Source organism: Ancylobacter sp. VNQ12, from assembly GCF_049445835.1.
In the GTDB taxonomy this organism is placed as follows: Bacteria; Pseudomonadota; Alphaproteobacteria; order Rhizobiales; family Xanthobacteraceae; genus Ancylobacter.
The window spans coordinates 22,633-44,606 of record NZ_JBMSDU010000025.1; the positions used below are offsets into that span (position 1 = coordinate 22,633).

Annotated in this window: 22 protein-coding genes and 2 pseudogenes; 8 read left to right on the forward strand and 16 right to left on the reverse strand. The window is 60.9% G+C overall.

Features of this window, described 5'->3' with window-relative positions; translation table 11 throughout:
* Positions 1-10: 10 nt before the first annotated feature.
* The 3 genes from ACO2RV_RS22160 to ACO2RV_RS22170 are packed head-to-tail and all read right to left on the reverse strand — an operon-like array spanning position 11 to position 4,987.
* Positions 11-3,316 (reverse strand): efflux RND transporter permease subunit, encoded by a 3,306-nt coding sequence (locus tag ACO2RV_RS22160; RefSeq protein WP_423296413.1) that lies wholly within the window; start codon positions 3,314-3,316, stop codon positions 11-13.
* Positions 3,313-4,386 (reverse strand): efflux RND transporter periplasmic adaptor subunit, encoded by a 1,074-nt coding sequence (locus ACO2RV_RS22165; RefSeq protein ID WP_423296414.1) that lies wholly within the window; start codon positions 4,384-4,386, stop codon positions 3,313-3,315. The genes ACO2RV_RS22160 and ACO2RV_RS22165 overlap by 4 nt, the downstream gene beginning before the upstream one ends.
* 1 nt (position 4,387) lies before the next feature.
* Positions 4,388-4,987 (reverse strand): TetR/AcrR family transcriptional regulator, encoded by a 600-nt coding sequence (locus ACO2RV_RS22170; protein ID WP_423296415.1) that lies wholly within the window; start codon positions 4,985-4,987, stop codon positions 4,388-4,390.
* A gap of 123 nt (positions 4,988-5,110) precedes the next feature.
* Between ACO2RV_RS22170 and ACO2RV_RS22175 the strand changes: the two genes are divergently transcribed.
* The 8 genes and pseudogenes from ACO2RV_RS22175 to tnpC form a co-directional block, all read left to right on the forward strand.
* Positions 5,111-5,782, forward strand: coding sequence for a CerR family C-terminal domain-containing protein (locus ACO2RV_RS22175; RefSeq protein WP_423296416.1), 672 nt, complete (start codon positions 5,111-5,113; stop codon positions 5,780-5,782).
* Positions 5,783-5,840: 58 nt separating this feature from the next.
* A complete protein-coding gene (locus ACO2RV_RS22180) occupies positions 5,841-6,449 on the forward strand; it encodes a hypothetical protein (protein WP_423296417.1) in 609 nt (202 codons plus the stop codon).
* Positions 6,450-6,498: 49 nt separating this feature from the next.
* Positions 6,499-7,227: a hypothetical protein gene (locus ACO2RV_RS22185; protein WP_423296418.1), complete on the forward strand. Its 729-nt coding sequence runs from the start codon at positions 6,499-6,501 to the stop codon at positions 7,225-7,227.
* Between the two features lie 70 nt (positions 7,228-7,297).
* Positions 7,298-7,579, forward strand: coding sequence for a hypothetical protein (locus tag ACO2RV_RS22190; RefSeq protein ID WP_423296419.1), 282 nt, complete (start codon positions 7,298-7,300; stop codon positions 7,577-7,579).
* A 30-nt stretch (positions 7,580-7,609) separates the two neighbouring features.
* Positions 7,610-8,077, forward strand: coding sequence for a hypothetical protein (locus ACO2RV_RS22195; RefSeq protein WP_423296420.1), 468 nt, complete (start codon positions 7,610-7,612; stop codon positions 8,075-8,077).
* Between the two features lie 359 nt (positions 8,078-8,436).
* Positions 8,437-9,171, forward strand: coding sequence for a helix-turn-helix transcriptional regulator (locus ACO2RV_RS22200; protein WP_423296421.1), 735 nt, complete (start codon positions 8,437-8,439; stop codon positions 9,169-9,171).
* 46 nt (positions 9,172-9,217) lie between these two features.
* A protein-coding gene (locus ACO2RV_RS22205) for an IS3 family transposase (protein ID WP_423296422.1) occupies positions 9,218-10,317 on the forward strand; the annotation gives its coding sequence in 2 pieces (ribosomal slippage) (positions 9,218-9,467 and positions 9,467-10,317; 1,101 coding nt in all).
* A gap of 59 nt (positions 10,318-10,376) precedes the next feature.
* Positions 10,377-11,558 (forward strand): annotated as a pseudogene (tnpC, locus tag ACO2RV_RS22210) (IS66 family transposase); the annotation flags it as partial.
* Between the two features lie 9 nt (positions 11,559-11,567).
* Here tnpC and ACO2RV_RS22215 read toward each other — a convergent pair.
* The 13 genes and pseudogenes from ACO2RV_RS22215 to ACO2RV_RS22275 all read right to left on the reverse strand — a co-directional run bounded on the left by ACO2RV_RS22215 (position 11,568) and on the right by ACO2RV_RS22275 (position 21,973).
* The gene (locus ACO2RV_RS22215; RefSeq protein WP_423296442.1) at positions 11,568-11,723 is read right to left on the reverse strand and encodes a hypothetical protein; all 156 of its coding nucleotides are present in this window, start codon (positions 11,721-11,723) and stop codon (positions 11,568-11,570) included.
* 224 nt (positions 11,724-11,947) lie between these two features.
* Positions 11,948-12,229, reverse strand: a complete 282-nt coding sequence (locus tag ACO2RV_RS22220) for a hypothetical protein (protein WP_423296423.1) — start codon at positions 12,227-12,229, stop codon at positions 11,948-11,950.
* Between the two features lie 98 nt (positions 12,230-12,327).
* The gene (locus tag ACO2RV_RS22225; RefSeq protein WP_423296424.1) at positions 12,328-13,653 is read right to left on the reverse strand and encodes an MFS transporter; all 1,326 of its coding nucleotides are present in this window, start codon (positions 13,651-13,653) and stop codon (positions 12,328-12,330) included.
* 211 nt (positions 13,654-13,864) lie between these two features.
* A complete protein-coding gene (locus ACO2RV_RS22230; protein ID WP_423296425.1) occupies positions 13,865-14,188 on the reverse strand; it encodes a cupin domain-containing protein in 324 nt (107 codons plus the stop codon).
* Between the two features lie 3 nt (positions 14,189-14,191).
* A complete protein-coding gene (locus ACO2RV_RS22235; protein WP_423296426.1) occupies positions 14,192-14,434 on the reverse strand; it encodes an alpha/beta fold hydrolase in 243 nt (80 codons plus the stop codon).
* Positions 14,435-14,648: 214 nt separating this feature from the next.
* Positions 14,649-14,801, reverse strand: a pseudogene (locus ACO2RV_RS22240) (alpha/beta hydrolase-fold protein); the annotation flags it as partial.
* 152 nt (positions 14,802-14,953) lie between these two features.
* On the reverse strand, positions 14,954-15,940 hold the full coding sequence (locus tag ACO2RV_RS22245; protein WP_423296427.1) for a VOC family protein: 987 nt from the start codon (positions 15,938-15,940) through the stop codon (positions 14,954-14,956).
* Between the two features lie 226 nt (positions 15,941-16,166).
* Entirely contained in the window at positions 16,167-16,946 is a 780-nt protein-coding gene (locus ACO2RV_RS22250; protein WP_423296428.1) for a 1,6-dihydroxycyclohexa-2,4-diene-1-carboxylate dehydrogenase, read from the reverse strand.
* A complete protein-coding gene (gene benC, locus ACO2RV_RS22255; protein WP_423296429.1) occupies positions 16,943-17,971 on the reverse strand; it encodes a benzoate 1,2-dioxygenase electron transfer component BenC in 1,029 nt (342 codons plus the stop codon). The genes ACO2RV_RS22250 and benC overlap by 4 nt, the downstream gene beginning before the upstream one ends.
* Positions 17,972-18,019: 48 nt before the next feature.
* Positions 18,020-18,505 carry a benzoate 1,2-dioxygenase small subunit gene (gene benB / locus ACO2RV_RS22260; RefSeq protein ID WP_423296441.1) on the reverse strand — a complete coding sequence of 162 codons (486 nt, stop codon included), beginning with the start codon at positions 18,503-18,505 and terminating at the stop codon, positions 18,020-18,022.
* A gap of 47 nt (positions 18,506-18,552) precedes the next feature.
* Positions 18,553-19,938, reverse strand: coding sequence for a benzoate 1,2-dioxygenase large subunit (gene benA / locus ACO2RV_RS22265; RefSeq protein ID WP_423296430.1), 1,386 nt, complete (start codon positions 19,936-19,938; stop codon positions 18,553-18,555).
* Between the two features lie 59 nt (positions 19,939-19,997).
* Positions 19,998-21,026, reverse strand: a complete 1,029-nt coding sequence (gene dmpG / locus ACO2RV_RS22270) for a 4-hydroxy-2-oxovalerate aldolase (RefSeq protein ID WP_423296431.1) — start codon at positions 21,024-21,026, stop codon at positions 19,998-20,000.
* A complete protein-coding gene (locus ACO2RV_RS22275) occupies positions 21,026-21,973 on the reverse strand; it encodes an acetaldehyde dehydrogenase (acetylating) (RefSeq protein WP_423296432.1) in 948 nt (315 codons plus the stop codon). Before ACO2RV_RS22275 ends, dmpG begins: the two co-directional genes overlap by 1 nt.
* Position 21,974 lies beyond the last annotated feature (1 nt).

The following is a 21,974-nucleotide window of genomic DNA, read 5'->3' on the forward strand; positions in this document are numbered from 1 at the left end:
CTGATGGCCATCATGCAACCGCCTCTTGCGATTGAGCAGCAGCGCGCCGAAGCCGCCTTTTCGCGTCGAGTTCGTAGAGAACCGGCACAACGAAGACCGTGAGGGCGGTCGACACTACGGTCCCGAAGATCAGCGAAATCGCCAGGCCGCCGAAGACGGGATCCGTTACCATGATGGCCGAGCCGAGAACGATGGCGAGTGTGGTCAGCAGGATGGGACGCAGGCGCACGGCGCCCGCCTGCCGGGTTGCGACCTCGAGCGGCATGCCATGTTTCAGATTGTCCTGGATGAAGTCGATGATCAGTAGCGAATTGCGGATCACGACGCCGGACAATGCGATGATGCCAACCATGGAGGTCGCCGAAAAATCTGCTCCGACCAGCCAATGGCCCGGGAAGATACCGATGATGCCCAGCGGCACCGACGACATCGCGATCATCGGAATCAGGAAGGAGCGGTAATAAGCGACGAGCAGAAAGTAGACAGCGAGCAACGCGCCGCCGAGCGCCACCCCCATGTCGCGATAGACGTCGAGAGTCATGCGCATCTCGCCACCCCAGAGGAGCTGGTAGCCGTCGATTGTATCGGGCACATCCTCCTTGAAACCGAGATTGCCGGTCCGAAGCGGGCGGCCATCCGGAGCTGTGATGCCGGCCAGACGTTTTTGCAGATCGAGCACCGCATAGAAGGGGACGGAGTTCGACAGCTCAGCGCCGACGAAGGTCACCTTCTCGGCATCGCGATGAAGGATGGGCCGGTCGGTCGCCGCCGGTAGGACCATGACCAGCTCGGAAAGCGGTACGGCATTGCCGTCTGCATTGTCCACGAAGATGCGGTCAAGCCGGGTCGGATCAACGGCGAAGCGGCGCGGTACGAAGGCGCGAACGGCGACCGGGTTACGCTCGTCGGCGAGGTGTGCGCGGCTGAGCGTGTTGCCACCATAAACGAGAGTCAGAGCTTCCGCGATCTGAGCAGTCGAGACCCGCGAGAGCGCGGCCTTCTCCTTGTCGGGAACGATGCGGTGCTCCAGCACGTCGACCGGCTCCGTGTCGGTGATATCGACGCTGTCGTAGGTCTCCTCGAACGCCTTGCGGACTTCGCCGGACAACGCGCGCAACCCTTCGGAATTCGGGCCGTAGAGTTCGGCGAGCACGGTCGAGCGCAAGGGCGGACCGGGCGGGTCTTCGACGAGCGCTACCTTCGCTCCTGGATATGCGGCACGGATGGCTTCCACCTTCCGCCTGAACTCTCGCACGATGTCGATCGAGCTTGGCGACCTGTGGTGCCTGTCCGTGAGATTGACCCGGATTTCCGCGACATGATTGCCGGTGCGGCCCGCGGTGCCCTTGAAGAGGGCGTTGAAATCCTCCACCCCCGCCTGACCGGTCCAAGTCTGATAGTTGACGACCTCCGGCTCCTTCGCAAGCAGAGTGGCGATCTCTCGCACAAACCTGTCGGTTTGCTCGACCGGTGTATCTTCCGGCATGGAAACGACGATATTGAAGGTGTTCTTGTTGTCCTTCGGCAGGAAGCCGATCGGCACGCCGAGGGATGAGACCGCGCCGCCGACGCCGGAGGGTCGGATGAACTGCCATCCACCCTGCATGGTAGACGCGACCATCAGAAGGACGATGATGGTGCTGAAGGCGATGCGTACCAAACGGCGCTCCTGGAGAGGGGCGACGAGACGCAGGTACAATCGCTCCATCCAGCCTGGTTTGCCGTGGGAGGCCTCCTCCGCGTGGGCATCTTCTTCCTGGACCTCGTGGCGATGCAGCCAGCGATTGGCCGCCCACGGCGTGACGATGTACGCGACGACCACCGAAGCGGCCATCGCGATCGGCACATTGAAGGCTATGGGATAGAAATAGTCGCCGGCCATGCCGGTGACGAGAAACAGCGCAGCGAAGACCAGCATGACTGCGAAGGTCGCGAGATTGGTGGCGTTGCCGATCTCGTTGGTGGCGAGGATCGTGATCGCCTGCTTGTCGGCGCCCGCCTTCGCGGTCCCGTAGTGGCGATGGATGTTCTCGATGACAACGATCGCGGCATCTACCAGCAGACCGAGCGCCAGGATCAGTGCGAACAGCGTCACCCTGTTGATGGTCACGCCGCCCAGAAAATCGGCGAGAAGCGTAATCGACAGGATCAACGGCACCGTGACCATGACAATCATGGCCTCGCGCCAGCCGAGGAAGAAGATCAGCACCAGCCCTACGGTGCCGAGCGCGACGAGGAGGTGCTCCAGCAGAAGGTTCACCGCGGCATCGGCCTTCTCGCCGTCGTCGCGCGTGACGACCACCTGAATGTCTTTGGGTACGAAGGATGCCTGCATGCGCTCGACGCGGTCGATGGCCGCATTGGCGACGACCACTGCGTTGGCGCCCTTCTTCTTGGCAACCGCGATGGTGACGGCCGGCAGGTCCGTCGAATTCGTCTCCCTGGAGCGGGGATCACCGGGGCCGAAGGAGAAGCGGCTGAAGGTGGTGATCTCGGAGGGCGGACCGTCGGTGACGGTGGCGACATCGCGCACGTAGACGGGCCGGCCTTTCGAGACGGCGACGATCTGGTTGCGGACATCCTCGGCCGACAGGAAGGAGGCGGAGAGCTTGATCGCCTCGACCTTGCCGCCGCGCACGGTCGGCTGCAAGGGCACGGATAGGTTACTTGCCGTAAAGGCGGAATAGGCCTGGCTCAAGGTAACACCGAAGGCCTGTAGTCGGTCGGGGTCGAGCTCGATGGCGATCTCTCGCTCGCGGCCGCCTTTGATCGAGACAACCGAAACGTTCTCGGTGCTGCGCAACCGCTCGGCCATGCGCTCCGCCACACGCTTGAGCGCATAATCATCATATGTAGAGGAGGCGAGCGTGAAGGTGACGATGGGAACGTCATCGGCGTCGACGCTCTGCACCTGCGGGGTGCCGGCATCAGAAGGAAGACGGCTGCGGCTCGCCAGCACCCTATCGTAGAGCTTGACGAGCGATTCTTCCCTCGGTTGGCCGACCTTGAACTGGACCTGTACGATGGCTGCCGAGTTTTGTGCCGTGCTCTCGATATGGTCAACGCCGGGTATCTCCTTGAGGATGCCTTCCAGCGGCGTGACGAGAAGCTGCTCGACCTCGGCGGCCGACGCTCCGGGCAAAGTCACGCTAACGGCCGCAGCGGGCACGACGATCTGAGGGTTCTCCTCGCGCGGTGTCTGCAGGACGGCCACTACGCCCATCAGCGCGACCGCAATGATAAAGACGATGGTCAGCTTCGAGGTGATGAAGGCCTGTGCGAGCTTGCCCGCGAAGTTCAGTCGAATCTCGCTCATTGCGCGATCTCCCCGACCTGCACCGGCGAACCGTCGCGGATGGTATCGTTCGGGGCGGCGATGATGCTTTCGCCACCGGTCAGCCCGGAAACCACCTCAATGGCGTCGCCAATGACGCGGCCGGTGCGCAGCCAGCGGAACCGAGCGGTCCCGTCCTCGACGACAAAGACGCCCTCGAGCCCACCCCGGCGGACGAGCGCCGCGCGAGGAACCAGAGTGGCCTTCTGAGTGCCCAGGACGATCTCCGCGCGCCCGAACATGCCGGGGACCAGATGCATATCCTTCGGCAGGATGACATTGATCTCGTAGCGTCTTGTGATGTCGTCGCCGGACGGAACGATGCCCCGAATACGACCCTGCAACACCGCGTCCTTAAGTGTGTCAATCCGCACCGTCACGGGCTTGTTCGGATCGATCGCCGAAAGGCTGCTTTCGGAGACAAAGGCCTTGAACAGTAGGACTTCATGGGACTCCACCGTGAGAATGGTGGAGCCAGCCGTGGCCATCTCGCCGCTGCGCCTGGCGACGGACACGATGACGCCGTCGACGGGGCTGGTGATGGTGGCATAGCTCTTCTGCGCCTCAGCCGCGGCGAGAGCCGAGCGCGCCTTATCGAGGGTCGCGCTTGCTACGTCGACCCGGACCTTGGCCTTGCGCAAGGTCTCGGTTGCAACTGCGCCCGATCTGGCAAGCCCTTCATACTTCTGCACGTCGAGTTCGCCATCCTGAAGGTCTTGCCCGGCGGCGCGCACGCCGGCCTTTGCCTGCCGAATCGCCTCGTCGATATCAGTCTGGTCGATCCGCACCAGCAGATCCCCACGCGAGACCTTCTGGCCCTCTCGAACATCGAGTTGCTCGATGAAGCCAACGACTCGCGACGAGACCTCGATGCGGCCGTCCGATATGACGGAGCCCGGAACGGTATAGGTAACGGAAGCGTCCGCTAGCACGACCTTCGTGACGGGAAGCGTCTGCGGGTTGCCGGTCGGGGTCTGCGCCGATGCGCTTGCCGCGACCAGAAGAGACAGGACGAAACCGAGAAGAGAGGTGGCAGCGGTGAATTTGCGCATCTCACTTGTCTTTTGCGTTGGAGTGAAAGGAGCGACGCAGGGCCGCGGAAATGTGACCGGCGATGACAGATGCGTCGGAGTGATCGGGACGCCCCCCCGGCAGATGGGGAATAAGCGGCGCCAGAAGGGCATGACCCAGCATGACGCTGATGATGGATACGGTTGCCAGAAGCCGCTCGTCTTCCGACTGCCCCTGCCCGGCAAGACCGCTCACCAGGCGGAACGGGCGCTCGAGAACGGAGCGGGCGAGATCGTCGAGGCGCTTCTCATCGCCGTCGACGAGCTCGCGCACCAGCAAGCGAAAGAAGACCCGATCCTCCGTCAGCAGCCGGACGAAGTAAGCGACGAAAAGGCTGAGCCGATCGGCGTCCGTGCCCTGGCTTTCGACCAGTTCCGCGATCGGCACGGTCTTCTGGGCGAAGACATGAGCGACTGCCTCCCGGACGAGTTCGTCCTTGCCCTCGAAGTGGTGGTAGAGGTTGGCGGGCGTTACCCCCACTTCGGTGGCGACGTCGCGCATGGACACAGCGCTGTAGCCGAAATCGGCGTAAAGCTGCGCGGCGGTTTCCAGGATCGCGGTTCGCGTATCGGCGAGGTGCATCGGCGGCCCCCTCAGCGTCCTGAACGTTCGTTAAGTGCGAAATAGCGAAGGCGTTGATCTGCGTCAATTGAAAAGTTCGTTCGGATGAACTAATTTCTCGCGCAGAGGTAAGGAGCCACGCCGATGAGCACCCATCCGGCCCAGCCGAGCGGGCACGAGGTTCGAAGCGCGAAGACCCGATCGCAACTGATCGACGCGGCGATCGAGGTGATCGGCGCCGTCGGTTACCAAGGCGCCAGCACCCGCGCGCTGGCGAAGACGGCGAATACCACTCTGTCGGCCATCCCCTATCATTTTGGGGGCAAGAAGGAGCTCTATATCGCCGCCGCCCACATGATTGCGGACTATGCGGCTGATCGCTTCAAGGAGGCGGTCAGCGTTCTGGAAGATGGCGACGGGCCAGACAAGGCCATCCGCCTAGAGCAGGCATTCACCAACTTCCTGCATGTCATCCTGGAGAATGCCGAGCCGCATTCCTGGACGTCGTTCGTCGCGCGCTGCACCTACGACAACGACGAGGCCTTCGCCATCATCTACGAGCGGGCGGTCGCCCCGCTGATCGAGCGTCTCGTGCGGGCCGCAGGCGAAATCTCCGGTCGCGTTCCTGACGACGAGGCGCTACGGCTGCGCATCAGCGCGATGGTCACAGCCATCATCAGCTTCAGGTTTCTTCGCGGGATCCTGCTGCGCGGCATGGCGTGGACGGAGCTCCAACCCGGCAGCGTCGGCCAGATCGAAGGCATGATCCGCGATCTTTGCCGCAGCGACTTTCTTGCGATCCATCGCAATCAGTGACGGTCGCCTCACGCTGCGTCATCACGGCCTTCAACCCTTTTGGAAAAGGAAACTTCCGATGAGCAACAAATCCTCAACGCATGAGACCGTCGCTTGGGCAAAGCAACGCCTCGACGATGTCGACGCGATTATTTCCGAAGCGGAAAAGACAGCCGCCAAGCTGAAGGACGATGCCCGTGCGCAAGCCGACGCGGCGCTGGCGCGTCTTCACGCCTCCCGCTCCAAAGTGCAGGGCTACTACGACCAGTTCCGCTCGGAGGCAGACGCCGTGAAGAGTGGCGTCGACGACGTTCAGGGCGCGCTGGAAGCGGAGTGGGTCGAAGTCGAATCCGCCTTCCAGTCATTCCTGTCGGCAGCAAAGGATCAGGCCGAGACCGTGCGTGATGTCGTCGTGGCACGCGCGCAGGCGCAGCGCAAATCCTGGGAAACATCGTTCAACGAACTGCGAGCGCAGGCAGAGGCCGCGGTGGAAAAGGCGCGTGGCGATTTCGACGCCGCCATCAAGCGGCTGTCGGACGAAGCGGAGAGGTTTCAGGCGCGCATCGGCGAAGCCAAGGACGCCGGCGACGAATCCTGGACGGCTGTGAAGGCCGGCGTGGCCGACGCCAAAGCGGTCCACGATCGCACGATCGAGAAAATCAAAGACGCTTTCTCGAAGCTGCTTTGAACGGGCGCTTTCGCTCGTCCCAGAACAACGACTCAAGGAGAGCAAGATCATGAAGCTCCGACTATCCGCAGTCGCTCTGGCACTGCTCGGTCACACCGCGCTGTTCACAGCTCCGGCTGCGCGCGCGCAGAACGCTGCTCCGCAGAATCAAACCACTACCCAGGATAATCCCTCGCTTGCCCGGCAAGCCGTCGGATGGTCCCAGGACCGCCTTGCCGAGCTCGACGCTACCATCGTTGTGCTGGAGAAGGAGGCCGCCAAGCTTCAGGGCGATGCCCGGGCAAAGGCCGATGCGACGATGAAGGCACTTCGCGAGAAGCGCGACGCTTATCGTACGAAGGCGGATGAAGCTGCTACCAACGCCAAGTCGTGGACCGACACGCAGGTCGCCGAGGCACGCAAGTCGCTTGACGAGAATTGGGCGGCGTTTCAGACGGCGCGCGACGAGTATCTCGAGAGTGCGAAGGCTGACCTGGCGACCCGCCGGGCGATCCTGGAAGCCGAACTCGAAGCTCGCCAGAAGGCCTGGCAGAAGTCGATCGACGATCTCAAGCCTGATGCCGGGAAGCTCGCCGCCGACCAACGTGCGGCGGTCGATACGAGGATTGCAGCCCTCAAGGCCCAGGCGGACGAGGCCAAGGCGCGCGCTGCCCGTCTTCAGGACGCATCCGCGCAGGCCTGGGAGACCACCAAGAAGAGCTACGCCGACGCGCAGCAGCTCTTCTTCGACACCTACGCCTCGATCCGCCAATCCATAGAGGACGCAACAAAGAAATAGTCCCTATGGGCCGGAGGCGGGATGATATCGCCCCTCTCCCGCCTCCGGCATAAATGCAAGGAGAACGTACATGAGCTTGATGAGCGAAATCCAAGCGCTGCGAACGGAGATTCGAGCCCACACGAGTAAGCCCTCGACAACTGCCGAAAACGCAGGCGCCGAGCCCGCTCGCTCCGAACCATCGGCGGGGCCGCCCGGCCAAGCCAATGACGTCGACATTGTCCTGAAAGCAGTGAACGACACCCTCGACGAGTTCGCGGACGAACTGGACAGGTTTCCGCGCCTGACGGCGCTTGCGGCGCTCGGCGTCGGCTTGGCGGCCGGAGTCGTGATCGGCCGGCAACTCCGCTAGCAACCTCCCGTCTCGCCCGAAAGGTCAGCCATGTCCACGCTCAACTCCGTCAAACTCTATAGCCGAGTGGCGCTCCTGCGCCGCCAGGTTCTCCTCCAGCAACTCATCCGGCGTGTCATCACTGGAGCGCTCGCCGTTGCGGCGTTCATTGTTGCCGCGGGTCTGGCGACCTATGCGTTATTTCTCGCGAGCACGGTTCCTCTCGGCGAACTCGGCGCGACGTTGGCGATTGCTGCGCTCTATCTCGTCTGCGCCATTCTCCTGCTCGCCTATACGTTGCGCGAGCCACGCTCACCTGAATTGCAGGCTCTTGAGGAGATGGAAACGGCAGCACTCGATACGGTCACAGCGGATACGCAGGGAATGGTGCAGCTCGTTCATGCTGCGGGCCATCGTATCGAAAACCTTGGCAGCAATCTGACACTTGGCATTGGCCTACTTTCGGCTCTGAGCCGATTGCTGGCATCCCGTAAGTCCTCACTTTCACAGACCAAGTGAGATATTCCTGTCCAGATCAACATATGTTTTGTGGACAGACCTCGCCGCTTGATGAAGATAGACACTTCTGAATCAGATTAAGATGACTTTCATGGAACTTGACATCCGTATGACTTCTATGGAAATCATTCGCCTTCCGCCCATCACTAGATTCCATTTCCTTACCGTATAGTATTTATTCCGACAATTAAGACTGATGGTCCACTTTGTGCGCTTAGCAACGGCAACTCTCGCACTGAACGAGGTCGGAATCCCAATATACTGCTCAACTCAGCGATCGTTTGGTTTGTAGTTTACTTTGACACCTATGATCACTCACCGATTATCTGGCACTGTTCAACAGAGCTCTCGGAATAAATTTGACCTATCGAACGACATCAGCTTCCCAGCACCTTTATAAGACCTGGGACTTTATCGAAAGGATGGAGCAGGCTCCCGACGCTCTCAGTGTTGAGCGCTGCCTGATGGATCTCGCTGAGCTGTTCGGCTTCACCTCTGTCTTCGGAGGTGTTGTACCAGGTCAGGAGGTCACACGCGAAGAGATCCCATCCCGCATAATTATCCAGCGAATGCCAATCGAATGGGCCAGGCGGTATAATAATCACGATTATGTTTTCAGGGACCCGATCGTCAGTCATCTACAGAGTGCGCGAGCGCCTTTCTCATGGGACGAAGCGTATGCAGCATCTCTGAACTCCACCGACGTGAAACTGATCCGCGGCGAAGCCAGCGCGTTTGGTCTCCGCGCCGGCCATGTTGTTCCGGTGCCAACGCTTGATGGAAGCCTCGCAACGATTTCGTTTGGCGGCGAAGCACCGGAAATGAGCGCCGATGCGACGGACGCGCTGACCTTCGCAGCCGCCTACGCCGTCGGCCGCCTCTTGCACGTGCCGCGCCGGTCCGTCGACGTCGAGGTCGCCATGACCCCGCGCGAAACCGATGTCCTGCTCTGGGCGGCAGAGGGCAAGAGCGATTGGGATATTGCAACGATCCTCGGGATCTCCCGTCCGACCGTGCTCAAGCACATGCGCTCGGCGCGAGACAAGCTCGACGCGATGAACCGCACCCATGCTGTCGTTGACCTGAGACCCTGATCCTCGTCCAGATTTAGGTAGAGTCCGTCGATCATGGAGACGGACGATGCGAGCCTCACGGTTCACAGAGGAACAGATCATAGGGATGCTGAAGGAGCAGGAGGCGGGCGCGAAGACCGCTGACGTCTGCCGCAAGCACGGCATCTCCTCGGCGACCTTCTACAAGTTCAAGGCGAAGTACGGCGGCATGGACGTGTCGGATGCCCGGCGGCTTAAGGTGCTGGAAGAGGAGAATGCGCGGCTGAAGAAGCTGCTGGCCGAGCAGATGCTGGACAATGCCATCCTGAAGGATGTCAGCTCAAAAAAATGGTGACGCCCGATGCTAGGCGCAAAGCCGTGGCTCATGCCTGTGCCGCGCACGGGGTGAGCCAGCGTCGGGCGTGCCAGGCGCTGGGCGTCGATCGCACCAGCGCGCGCTACCGGAGCCTCCGTCCCGACGATGCACCCCTGAGGGAGGCCATGAGAACCGTGGCCGGCGAGCGCCGCCGCTTCGGCTATAGGCGGATCCACGTCATGCTGAGGCGCCAGGGTATCGTCATGAACCAGAAGAAGTTCCGCCGGCTGTATCGGGAGGAGAAGCTCCAGGTCCGTCGGCGGGGTGGCCGCAAACGGGCGCTTGGCACACGCAGGCCCCTGCTGGTGCCGGATCGGATCAACGCCCGCTGGAGCCTCGACTTCGTATCGGATGCTTTCACGGACGGACGCCGTTTCCGGGTGCTGGCCGTGGTCGACGACTTCAGCCGGGAGTGCCTGGCGCTGGTCGCCGATACCTCCCTCTCCGGCCTGCGGGTGACGCGCGAGTTGGACGGGCTCATCGCCACCCGGGGCCAACCGTTGACCGTCGTTTCCGACAATGGCACCGAGCTGACCTCGATGGCGGTTCTCAAATGGTGCCAGCAGACCGGCGTCGAATGGCACTACATCGCGCCCGGCAAGCCCATGCAAAACGGCTTCGTCGAGAGCTTCAACGGCCGCTTCCGGGACGAATGCCTGAACGAGACCCTGTTCTCGAGCCTGGGTCAGGCCCGTGCCGCCATCGCCTCATGGAAGGAGGACTACAACCTGAACCGCCCTCATTCAGCTCTCGGCCATCGATCCCCTGCCGAGTTCGCCGCAATAATCGCACTGGAAACCCACGCCGCCTGAGGCCACAAATCAACCCTCGGACTCTCCTTTAAGCCGGAGGAGAAAAGGGTCTCAGGTCAGAGGTCATTCCGCGCCAGTGGAAGGTGATCCAGACGGTACGCGAGCGCTTCTCGTGCCGGGCCTGCGAGGCAGTGACGCAGCCGCCGGCGCCGTTCCACGTCATCCCGCGCGGCCATGCCGGACCGAACCTGCTGGCCATGGTGCTGTTCGAGAAGTTCGGCCAGCACCAGCCGCTGAACCGGCAGAGCGAACGCTATGCCCGCGAGGGCATCGACCTGCCGCTGTCGACGCTGGCCGATCATGTCGGCGCCTGTGCGGCGGCGCTGCGCCCCTTGCACGTGCTGATCGAGCGCCATGTCATGGCCGCGGCACGCCTGCATGGCGACGACACGCCGGTGCCGATCCTGGCGAAGGGCAAGACCGACACCGGACGGGTCTGGGTGTATGTGCGCGACGATCGGCCGCTCAGTGGCGCCGATCCGCCGGCAGTGCTGTTCCGAGCGTCACGCGACCGCGCGGGCGATCACCCGCAAGAGCATCTGATGCGCTTCACCGGCGTCCTGCAGGTCGATGCCTATGCCGGCTATAATCGCCTGCTTGCACCCGATCGCCAGCCGGGACCGATCGTCGAGGCCCTCTGCTGGGCCCACGCACGGCGTAAGTTCTGCGAGCTTGCCGACATCGCGGCGAACCGCCGGCGCGGGCGAAATCCCGCACCGATCTCGCCCATCGCCTTCGAGGCCGTCACCCGCATCGACACGCTGTTCGACATCGAGCGCGAGATCAATGGCACGAGTGCCGAACAGCGTCGGGCCGTTCGCCAGGAGCGCAGCGCTCCTCTCGTCGCCGAGCTTGAGGCCTGGATGCGCGAGCATCGCGCCAGGCTCTCCCGCCACGCACCTGTGGCCCAGGCCATGGACTACATGCTGCGCCGCTGGGACAGCTTCACCCGCTTCCTCGACGATGGGCGCGTTTGCCTCACGAACAATGCGGCAGAACGGGCGCTGCGCGGCATCGCTCTCGGCCGTAAGGCGTGGCTGTTCGCCGGGTCCGAGCGCGGCGCCGAGCGCGCAGCCGTTATGTACAGCCTGATCGGCACCGCCCGTCTCAACGACATCGATCCGCAGGCCTGGCTCGCCGACGTGCTCGCTCGCATCGCCGATACTCCGCAGAACCGGCTCTCCGAACTCCTGCCCTGGAACTGGCAACCCAGCTCCGCCGACAAGCTCAAAGCTGCATGATTGCGGCCCTCACCGGAGGGTTACCAGGAACTTGCGTATGTTGGCGAAGATGGCGCGCCCTTCCGCGACGGAGGCGACGATGGTGGCGAAATTGTCGCCCGCCAGCACCATATTGGAGGCTTCCTTCGAGACGTCGGTACCGGTGAGCGCCCATGACGATGCCAATGTCAGCGGCCGCCCTTCGCCGTCGTATATAGCATCCGATTGATGCCTTTGGTCGCGACGGCAGGTACATTCACGATGGCGCCATGCCCCTGGCGCCGCAAGTAGGTGAGCACGGTCTGGCATCCCCGCAATGGCGGAAACCGCGAGCGGCCGATTTCCGCCGCAATCTGTCGTTCGTGTAACATCTTAGAAAGATTTCATCTAGATCGCGCCGCTGACGTTGGTCACAAGGACATTGATCTGACCGAAAGCGTCTTGAGCCCGCTGCATGACCCGCTCGTCTCCAGCATAGGCCTCGTATCCTCAACCATCACGATGGCGCGATCGGGACCGTGCGCGGCTTCGACGGCAGCCGCCACCTCCTCGACGATGGGCGAGCGGTCGGCGACAAGGAACCGGGCGCCCTCCTCCGCCGCATCAAGCACGACTTGCTTGCCCACTGCCTGCGCCGCACCGGTGATGATCAGGCTCTTGCCTTCGAAGCGTCGCGAGCGGGTGCTCTGCACTGACACTTGTACCCTCCGTGAGCAAACTTGGGGCGAAGGGACGGGCGAACCCGTCCCGCTGAGCGGAGCATCAGTGCCTTTCCACGGCGATGGCGGCCTTAGCTCTTCTGGGACGCGCGCAAGGTCAAGTTGGCGACCGCCGCGACCGCAAGGGGGACGGCGAGCGCTATGAAGTAACCGGAAGGCCCGGCGCTGGACAGCAGCAGCCCGCCGACGGCGGATCCCACAATGGCGCCGGAACGGCCGATCCCGATGCCCCAACCGGTCGCCGTGGCGCGCAGCTGGGTCGGGAAAGCGTTGGCAATCAGATAGTTGAGCACGAGTTGCTGACCACCGATGCCAAAGCCCGCCAGCGCGATCAGGGCAAAGACGATCGGCCAGCTGTCACCTGCCAAACCCAGGCCGATCGCAACGGCGATGCCGACGATGAACATGATGGTGAGCAGTTTGCGGGGATCGACCTTGGGCAGGATCGTCGATAGCGGCAGCGCCATGATGATGAAGACCGCATTGACCACGACAGTGCCGTAGGCCGCCTGCGCCTTTTCCAGGCCGAGCGTCGTCAACGCGGTGGGCAGCCACTGAAGAAGCAGGAACCAGGCAATCCAGTTGAACAGATAGATCACCGAGATCGCCAGTGTGACATTGCGATAGCGAGGCTCGAACAGGCCGGCGACCGACGCCCCGCGCTCGACCTTGACCGTGTTCACCAGCTGCACATCGACGGGAATGGCCTTACCCGTCATCTGTTCCAGCAGATGACGGGCTCGGTTCTGCGCGGCGGGCTCGTTGCGGGAGACGAGATAGGCGGGAGATTCCGGCAGGAGGAAATGAATAATGACCATGAGCGCGAGGGGCAGGGACCCGCCGAGCAGAAAGATTCCGCGCCAGCCGAGAACCGACAGCCAACTTGCCGCGATCAGGCCGCCCAGCATGGCGCCGGCAGGTAGGCCAAGAAGCACGGTGGTCATCATGATGCCGCGCTTGGACGCCGTGCTGTATTCGCTCGCCAGCGCCAGCAACGAAGGCGTCGCGCCGCCCATTCCCAGACCGATAAGGAAACGCAGCACGATGATCTGTGTGGGTGAGGTGGCGTACGCGCCCGCGAGCGAAAAGATGCCGAACAGAAAGACCGCGATCATGATGGCCTTGCGACGGCCGAAACGGTCGCCGAAACTTCCGAGCGCGATGGCGCCGATCGCCATGCCGATGATACTCGCCGTGATGACCCATGTCATGTCGACCGGACTCATCTTGAATTCCTGTGCGATCGCGGGGCCGATGAACGCGATCGACTGCGTATCGAAGCCGTCAAGCAAGGCAATGACGAAGCTCAGGCCGATAACTAACCAGCGGCGGCCCGTCATCGACCCGGTGTCGATAACCTCTTTGATATCCCACGCTAGTGGAAGGCTGTTTGGCATTGAACGTTCCCCAATCATTCTGATTTTCGAAGGCAATTAAAAGCTCAACGACGGCCGTGGCTTTCCGGAATTCGGAGATGTTATTGCTTTGGGCGCCTCGACAAATACGGCTCCTCGCCTACTGTTGGACGATCAAGAGTACCCCGTAACCGCGGAGCGCCCTTGATTGAGCACCGCTCCGCGGCGCTTTCAGTTGCTTTTAGCTGTTCAGCTACTCTCCGTACGCACTTCTCCTGTAGCTGAACAGGTCACGTCGGGGCGCGACCGCGGCCAGCCCGTCCAGCTGAACCACCCCGTGCTCCACTCCGTCGGGAATGTGCACCACCTCGCCCGGCCCGAGGATCCCGGTCTCGTCGCCCACCGACATCTCCGTCCGGCCCGAAACGACGATTGTCAACCGTCCGTCGGATGCGAATGGCGCGGGGCGACCGACCCGCCGGGAACTTCGGTGCGCACGACCAGTAGTCCTTTCCGGCAAAAGGCCGCATCGTGATCGGGCCCATGGAAAAGCTGGCAAGCGTTTCGAGCAATGCATGCTTCACTTGGTCGTCTCCTGTGAAAGAAACCGTGCAACTTCGGCATGGAACAGATCCGCACATTCGATCTGCACGCAATGGCTGCATTTCGGAACGGCCAAGAGCGTCGCGTCGGGTAGGTGGTCGATCAGGCGGACCGAACGGGACAGCGGCACGACGCAATCCTGGATCCCGTGCAGGATCAAGGCATTGTGTGCGATCGGCTCGAGCAGCGTCGCGGGCAGGATCAGCTCGCGGACCACCACGTCGAAGGGTCGTGGAACTTGGCCGCAAAGCTGCGTGCACCTCGGGCCGGGTGGCTGCAGCGAGCCGCGATTCGGTGATGCCGTCGAGCCGGTCGGCAATGAAGCCCTCGTCATAGGCGAACATGCGGATCGCCGCCTTTATCGCTGCCGCCGTGGGATCATGATAGAAGCACCAGATAAGTGCCAGTTCCGACGTGATCGGCATCGGCGCGCCCGCAGGGTCCATCAGCGCCGCCCGGCCGAAGCGTTCGGGCCGCTCGACGAGAAAGTTCAGCGCGATCGCCCCGCCCAGGGAATTGCCCGCCAGAGCGCCTTGTCGATGGTCAGCACATCCAGAAGGCCGATCAGCCGATCGACCCAGCGCCACTTACATTCCCATGGGCCGCGAGGCGCCGAATCGGGGATCGGGAGGGGTACTCTGATCGCAGCCTACCAGATCTGGCGCAAGACACAGCAAACGGTCGCCGAGCGCCGGCAGAGCTAGGCGCCAGTTGGACTGGCACCGGGTACGCTCCATGGTTACTCCCTTCCGCGTACGCCAATGGTCGGCATAAAGGGGTGCTCGGGCTCTTTCGTCGGATCCATGCTGTCCCCATACCAGAACAGGCCGCGCTCAATCTCGTGCGCGTCCCATTTGATCGGCTCCCAGGCCGGATCGAAGATCAGGTAACCGCCGGCAAAGATTTCCAAGCGGATGCCGCTGGCCGGATCGCGCAGATAGGTGTAGAACGCCTGCGTAACACCGTGCTTGCCCGGCCCGAGATCGACCTTGATGCCATGTTCGGCGAAATGCTCCTGCGCGTTCAGGATCTCTGTCGGCTCTTCCAGCCAATAAGCGATGTGGTGATGGCGTGCGCCCTCGCTGTTGCTATCGAACATGAAGGCGGCATCGTGCACCAGCGGTGTCACACTTATCCAGGCGCCCAGCTTGAACTCGGGCAGCTGGATGAATTCTCTGACCTTGAAGCCGAGGTTGTCGCACATCCAGGCGATGGTCTCGTCGGGCGGGAAGCCGCCGCACCACAGATTGATGTGGTCTATCCGCCGTGGTGATATGCCGATCCCCTTGCGCGCGGTCTGACTTCTTAGCGCCGAGCGAACTTCCTTGGGCGAGAGCGGGCGGGCCATGTTGTAATAGATCTCGATCGGATGGCCCGAGGTCGGCACGAAGAAGCGGATCGCCGCACCCTGCCCCGCCTCGGTGCCCGCCGGCACCTCCTCGACCGCGACGCCGAGGCCACGAAGATGGTTGGCGAAGGCATCCACGTCCTCGGGCCGCTTGGCCTTGAAGGCGACATGGTGCAAATGCGCTTCCTCGCCCTGCTTGCCCCGTATCAGAACAAGGCTATGATGCTCGAACTCTTGGAAGGCGCGCAGATATACTGCATCCGTAGTCCGTTCGGTTTCAATCAGACCGACGACGTCCTTCCAAAACCAGAGCGATTTCTCCAGATCAGGTACGACATACGCTGCGTGACCAAGCATAGCTACTTCGAGTTTCAACATTTCAACACACCTCCCTTGGTTTATATTTTTCATGCATGCAGAAGCTGGTATGATACGATGGGCGCTCGCGGCACTTCGCTCCATAATTCTCTGTCATTCCAATCAACGTAGTCTAGCCTCTTGGCCCCGCTATTGATCAAAGACACGCGGTCCGCAAATCTCCGCTTCCCCGTTGCGCGACTGAACCCGTCCACACAGCCTCGTAGGCAGAGCGGTTCGAGTGAGGTCAAGAAGGATGCCCTCCAGCCACCGGCAGCGTGACGCCGGTGATGTAGGAAGCGTCATCGGAGGCCAGAAATAGAATCGCACCAGCTTGCTCATCAAGCGTTCCAAGGCGCTTCATCATGCTCATCTCGACAGCTTCCTTGTAAATGTCCTGCAACCAAATCCTCTCTTGCTCAGTCGACTCGGCTTTATTCCGGGGAATCACCCTTTCCGGCGCACTGATCCCGCCTGGCGCAACAGCGACGACTCGCACTCCCTGCTCAGCCACTTCGAGCGCGAGGCAGGTGGTGATTGCATTCACTCCACCTTTTGCGGCCCCGTAAGGAACGCGCTTGGTCGCTCGCGTCGCGCAAGAGGAAACATTCACGATGACGCCACTTTTACGCTCGATCATGCTCGATACCGCTGCACGGCAGCACCAAAGCGTGGGGAAGAGGGAACGGCGAATTTCAGCCTCGATCTGGTCGGGCTCATAATGAACGTAGGGTTTTGCCCAAATCGTTCCGCCGACATTGTTTACAAGAACATCGATGCGATCATAACGTTTCAATGCCTCGACCATGGTCTGCTCGGCACCGTCCCAGGTTTCTAGATCGGCCCGGAAATCCGTCGCATCTCCTCCGACGCTTCTGATGGCTTCCGCGACGCTGCTCACATGTTCGGAACGATCGACCAGCAACACCGTGGCTCCTTCGCTGGCAGCGCGCTCCGCAACACGCCGGCCCACCCCTTGTGCCGCGCCAGTTACAACAAAAATCCTGTTGAGAAACCTGTTCATCATGCAACTTTCTCGGCTGTTCTGGCTGCGTCGGCCGGGTTGAATTTTTCAAAGTAGAAGTTGTTAGGACTGATCCCGAGCTTATCTATGTGATTGCACACGGCCTCGACCATCGGCGGTGGACCGCAGAGGTACACATCCACGTCGCCCAAGTTTAAATCATCCGCTACTAAATGGTCGGTGACAAAACCCCTACGTGGGTGAGAGCTGGATGGATCCGCCACAATCGTCTCAAAACTGAGACTCGGAAGCCGCTGGCTGAGCGCCTCCAGTCGCGACAGCTCCACAAGATCGCTGTCGCGCGTGACAGCGTAGTACATGCGAACAGACTGCTCGATTCCCTTCTCCGCAAGTTCCTCTAGGATCGAAAGAAATGGGGCAAGCCCTGTTCCTCCTGCGAGAAAAAGTAGGGGGCGCACGACCGGGCGCAGATAAAAGGCTCCCATCGGCCCGGTCAGCTCCATCGTGTCGCCCGGGACGGCGCGCTCCGCCAGATAGGTGCTCATGACACCACCGGGGAGATTGCGGATCAGGAAACTTGCGGTCTCTGCTCCCGACGAAGAGGAAAAGGAATAGGGTCGCTTATGCTCCGTTCCGGGAACGGAAACATTCACATACTGGCCCGGCAAAAATTCGATCTTTTGCCTTAAGGCAAGATACAAACTGAATGTCGTTTCCGACGCTGGCCTGACTTCCAAAACTTCGGCCTTATAGACCTCCGCCGCCGTCCTGCAGACATGCGAGGTAGTCGGAACCTTTAGGACGCAGTCGGACGCAACGGTCATCTGGCAAGTCAACACATATCTTTTTCGCTTTTCCTCGTAGGTCAATGCCTCATCGAGATGTGCGCCTAGCTCGTAGTTGCCGTCCTCGCAAAAACACTTGCAGGTACCGCAAACGCCGTCTCTGCAGTCCATCGGAAGGTTGATCTTTTGCCGGAACGCAGCGTCTGCCACGTATTCACCCGCGTAGCAGTCGATGACGCGCGTTATTCCATCCTCAAAATTGAGCGCTATCTTGTAACACATGGTCTTCCCTGCAACGCGGCGAGTTCACGCGTTTGAATGTCCCGGGGACTAGACGTGATAGACATCGATCACGTGATGGATCTGATCGTTCTTGAGAATCACTCTCTTGTTGGTTATCAAGGGATGACCAGTTGCCTTATCGATCGTGTAGAATGAAGTACCCCAGAACGTATCGGTTGTAGTGTAACGGTAATTGAAGGTGCACCAGTTGAAACGCACCTTAACCTCGCTACCTTGCCTCTCCACAACCTCAATATTGGAGATGTTATGCGAGGTTCGCGGCTCGGGCATGCTGGTGGCTGACGAACGGTCGGTCTTTATACGGAATACTCGATCTTCCAGACCCGAACGGCTCGGGTAATAGATCAGAGACATTTCCGTCTGTGGGTTTTCGGTCAGCTGGTCAAAGTCGTCCCAAGTCGGCATCCAGAACACTGAGTTTTGGTCATAGTAGGTTAGCCAAGTGTCCCAGTCGCGGTCATCGAGGGCACGCGCTTCCTTGAACAGGAAGGCTACAATTTCCTCGAAGGTCATTGCGGCTTGCACAGGCGCAGTTGTCTCTTTGAGTGCGCTCAAAGGCGTTACTCCCCAGCCACGCGCAGCGGTTCGGCTTTTGCCAGCTCCTCATTGACGGCGGCCTTCATGCGGTACAGCCAATCAGTATGCTGATCGACGAACAGACCTTCGTCTTCGACGTGCATGCCGCTTGACAGCGGGCGGACACCCATTTCCCTGGCATCTTCATCCTGCCCTTCGATACGATTTTTCGCACCACGGCTGAGATCGTTCCAAACCAGATCGCGTGCCTGATAGGCGACTTGGCACGAGCGGAATTCTTCTAGGTCGTCCGGTGTAGCCATGCCGGATGCATTGAAGAAATCCTCGTACTGTCGAATCCGCCGCGCGCGCGAGTCCGGGCTCTCGCCTTTCGGCGCAAAGCAGTAGATCGTGACTTCAGTCTTGTTAACCGCAATGGGACGGAACACGCGGATCTGAGTGCTCATCTGATCCATCAAGAAGACATTGGGGTAGACACAGAGGTTGCGGAAGACGCCAATCATCCAGTCAGCCTTCTTCTCACCAAATTTTTCCACAAGGTCATCGCGCCGGTTGTAGAGCGGCCGGTTCTCAGGCGTCGAAGAGTAAGTCCAAAGCAGAATGTGTCCATTGTCGAAGCTCCAATAGGAACCTTTCTGCTTGGCCCAGGTACCGACGTTTACGGCTTTGATCGTGTCGTCGCCTTTCTGCTGAACCCTGCGACCAGTTGTGGCGACATAATTCCAGTGTACGCTGCTGACGTGATACCCGTCCGCTCCGTTCTCAGCTTGGAGCTTCCAATTGCCGTCGTAGGTGTAGCTTGAGACGCCGCGCAGCACCTCAAGCCCTTCCTCGGACTGATCGACCATTAAGTCGATGATCTTGGTGGCATCGCCCAAATACTTGGTCAGAGGTTGCACGTCGGGATTCAGACTGCCGAATAGAAAGCCGCGGTAGCTTTCGAATCGGCCGACGCGCTTGAGGTCATGGCTACCGTCCTTGTTGAATTGATCCGGGTAGCCGGCCCCCTCGGGGTCCTTGACTTTCAACAGCTTGCCGGTGTTCGAGAAGCTCCAGCCATGAAAGGGACAGGTAAAGGTTGAACGATTTGCCCGCTTGAATCGGCACAGTTGCGCGCCGCGATGGCTGCACGAATTGATCAGGCAGTGCAACTTTCCTTCCTTGTCGCGCGTGATAATGATCGGCTGTCGGCCGATATAGGTCGTGAAGTAATCGTTTGGTTTCGGAATCTGACTTTCGTGAGCGAGGAATACCCAATTCCCTTCGAAGATGTGTTTCATCTCCAATTCGAAGATTTCGGGGTCAGTGAATGCATCGCGATGAATGCGCGACGTCCCTTTTTCCCGATCATGCTGCAACAGCCCGTCCAGGCGATGGGACAATGCGGCAAGCGCTGAATAGTTGAACATCGTTCTTTCCTCCACACGTTGCTTGCATTAGTTATCAACGTAGCAATCGACGCTGCTGATCATTGGTTTGCGCGAGCCTGCATATCCAACGCTACGTCGATAATCATATCTTCTTGACCACCCACCATTCGGCGACGGCCGAGCTCAGCGAGGATCTCGCGCGTGTCTACCCCATAGATTTTCGATGCGTTTTCTGCATGGCGCAGGAAGCTCGAATAAACTCCGGCGTAGCCTAGCGAGAGGCTCTCGCGGTCCACCCGCACTGGACGGTCCTGCAACGGGCGCACCAAGTCGTCGGCCGCGTCCATCAAGGCATACAAGTCGCAGCCATTGTCGATGCCCTTGCGGTTGAGCACGGCGATGAGCGCTTCGAGTGGCGCATTGCCGGCGCCGGCGCCCATGCCTGCAAGCGAGGCATCTACACGGACGGCGCCTGCCTCGATGCCGGCTATGGCGTTGGCGACGCCCATGGTGAGGTTGTGGTGGGTATGGACGCCAATCTCCGTCTCGGGCCGGAGCGCATCTCTTAGAATCTTCACACGCAGCGTGTAGTCCTCCGGCAGGAGGGCACCAGCCGAATCCGTCACATAGATGCATTCAGAGCCGTAGCTCTCCATCAGTTTCGCCTGCTCGGCAAGGATCTCGGCCGGAATCATGTGGGCCATCATCAGAAAGCTCGCCGTGTCCATGCCCATCTTTCGAGCTACCTCGATATGTTGGCGAGACACGTCGGCCTCCGTGCAATGCGTGCACACACGCACCGAGCGGGCACCGGCTTCGTAGGCGTGCTTCAGGTCATGCACCGTGCCGATGCCCGGAATGAGCAATACCGTGACCACCGCATGCGTGCATTCCTCGGCCACCGCGGCGATCCATTCGGCGTCGTCATGGGCGCCGAAGCCGTAGCTGAAGGTGGAGCCGCTGAGGCCGTCGCCGTGGCTGATCTCGATGGCGTCGACCTTCGCGCGATCGAGAGCACGGGCGATGGCCCGCGTCGTCTCCAGATCATAGTGGTGGCGGATGGCGTGCATGCCGTCGCGCAGCGTAACGTCCTGGATGTAGAGCTTGTCGGGATCGGTACGGGCCATCACGCAGCCTCCCTGGCGAGCACGCGGCCTACCCACCGATCGGCGGTGGCGAGCGCGGCGGATGTCATGATGTCGAGGTTGCCGGCATAGGTTGGCAGATAATGGGCCGCGCCTTCGACCTCCAGCATGATGGTGGTTTTGAGTCCTTCGCACGGACCGATGCCGGGGATGCGCAGCGGCGCGGTGCCGCCGATGGATTCGAACTGCACCTTTTGCTTCAGCCGATAGCCGGGTACGTATTTCTGTACCGCCGCGGCCATCTCCACAATGGACTCAGCGATGGCCTCGCGATCCCCGCCTTGAGAGAGAGTGAAAATTGTGTCGCGCATGATCAGCGGCGGCTCAGCAGGATTGAGGATGATCACCGCCTTGCCGCGCTCTGCCCCACCTAACACCTTGATGGCATTGGAAGTGGTCTCGGTGAACTCGTCGATGTTGGCGCGGGTCCCCGGACCGGCGGACTTCGAGGAAATGGAGGCGACGATCTCCGCATAAATGAGGCGCTTCGATACCCGCTTCACCGCATAAACCATGGGGATGGTCGCCTGACCACCGCAGGTGACCATGTTGACGTTCGGCTCGTCGAGATTGGCCTCCCCATTTATCACCGGAATGGTAAAGGGGCCGATGGCCGCTGGTGTCAGGTCGATGACCTTCTTGCCGTCCTTCTGAAGTAGCGCGTTGTTGTGCAAATGCGCCTTGGCGGAGGTAGCGTCGAAGACGACCCGGATGTTCTTGTAGTTGGGCAGGTTTAGCAGCCCCTCAACGCCCTCGTGGGTAACCGGCACCTTGAGGCGCGCGGCGCGGGCGAGGCCGTCCGACTCGGGGTCGATGCCCACCATGGCGCCCATTTCAAGGTGTCGGGACGTGCGCATGATCTTGATCATGAGGTCCGTGCCGATATTGCCTGACCCGATTATCGCACACTGAACTTTAACATCTCGCATA

What these genes read in the sequence shown, in the direction of transcription:
- ACO2RV_RS22250 (WP_423296428.1), bottom strand. Translation starts at nt 16,946, where the DNA reads ATGATGAACAGGTTTCTCAACAGGATTTTTGTTGTAACTGGCGCGGCA.
- benC (WP_423296429.1), bottom strand. Translation starts at nt 17,971, where the DNA reads ATGTGTTACAAGATAGCGCTCAATTTTGAGGATGGAATAACGCGCGTC.
- benB (WP_423296441.1), bottom strand. Translation starts at nt 18,505, where the DNA reads ATGACCTTCGAGGAAATTGTAGCCTTCCTGTTCAAGGAAGCGCGTGCC.
- ACO2RV_RS22165 (WP_423296414.1), bottom strand. Translation starts at nt 4,386, where the DNA reads ATGCGCAAATTCACCGCTGCCACCTCTCTTCTCGGTTTCGTCCTGTCT.
- benA (WP_423296430.1), bottom strand. Translation starts at nt 19,938, where the DNA reads ATGTTCAACTATTCAGCGCTTGCCGCATTGTCCCATCGCCTGGACGGG.
- ACO2RV_RS22180 (WP_423296417.1), top strand. Translation starts at nt 5,841, where the DNA reads ATGAGCAACAAATCCTCAACGCATGAGACCGTCGCTTGGGCAAAGCAA.
- ACO2RV_RS22185 (WP_423296418.1), top strand. Translation starts at nt 6,499, where the DNA reads ATGAAGCTCCGACTATCCGCAGTCGCTCTGGCACTGCTCGGTCACACC.
- ACO2RV_RS22245 (WP_423296427.1), bottom strand. Translation starts at nt 15,940, where the DNA reads ATGTTGAAACTCGAAGTAGCTATGCTTGGTCACGCAGCGTATGTCGTA.
- ACO2RV_RS22170 (WP_423296415.1), bottom strand. Translation starts at nt 4,987, where the DNA reads ATGCACCTCGCCGATACGCGAACCGCGATCCTGGAAACCGCCGCGCAG.
- ACO2RV_RS22195 (WP_423296420.1), top strand. Translation starts at nt 7,610, where the DNA reads ATGTCCACGCTCAACTCCGTCAAACTCTATAGCCGAGTGGCGCTCCTG.
- ACO2RV_RS22225 (WP_423296424.1), bottom strand. Translation starts at nt 13,653, where the DNA reads ATGCCAAACAGCCTTCCACTAGCGTGGGATATCAAAGAGGTTATCGAC.
- ACO2RV_RS22160 (WP_423296413.1), bottom strand. Translation starts at nt 3,316, where the DNA reads ATGAGCGAGATTCGACTGAACTTCGCGGGCAAGCTCGCACAGGCCTTC.
- ACO2RV_RS22190 (WP_423296419.1), top strand. Translation starts at nt 7,298, where the DNA reads ATGAGCTTGATGAGCGAAATCCAAGCGCTGCGAACGGAGATTCGAGCC.
- dmpG (WP_423296431.1), bottom strand. Translation starts at nt 21,026, where the DNA reads ATGGCCCGTACCGATCCCGACAAGCTCTACATCCAGGACGTTACGCTG.
- ACO2RV_RS22275 (WP_423296432.1), bottom strand. Translation starts at nt 21,973, where the DNA reads ATGCGAGATGTTAAAGTTCAGTGTGCGATAATCGGGTCAGGCAATATC.
- ACO2RV_RS22175 (WP_423296416.1), top strand. Translation starts at nt 5,111, where the DNA reads ATGAGCACCCATCCGGCCCAGCCGAGCGGGCACGAGGTTCGAAGCGCG.
- ACO2RV_RS22230 (WP_423296425.1), bottom strand. Translation starts at nt 14,188, where the DNA reads ATGCATTGCTCGAAACGCTTGCCAGCTTTTCCATGGGCCCGATCACGA.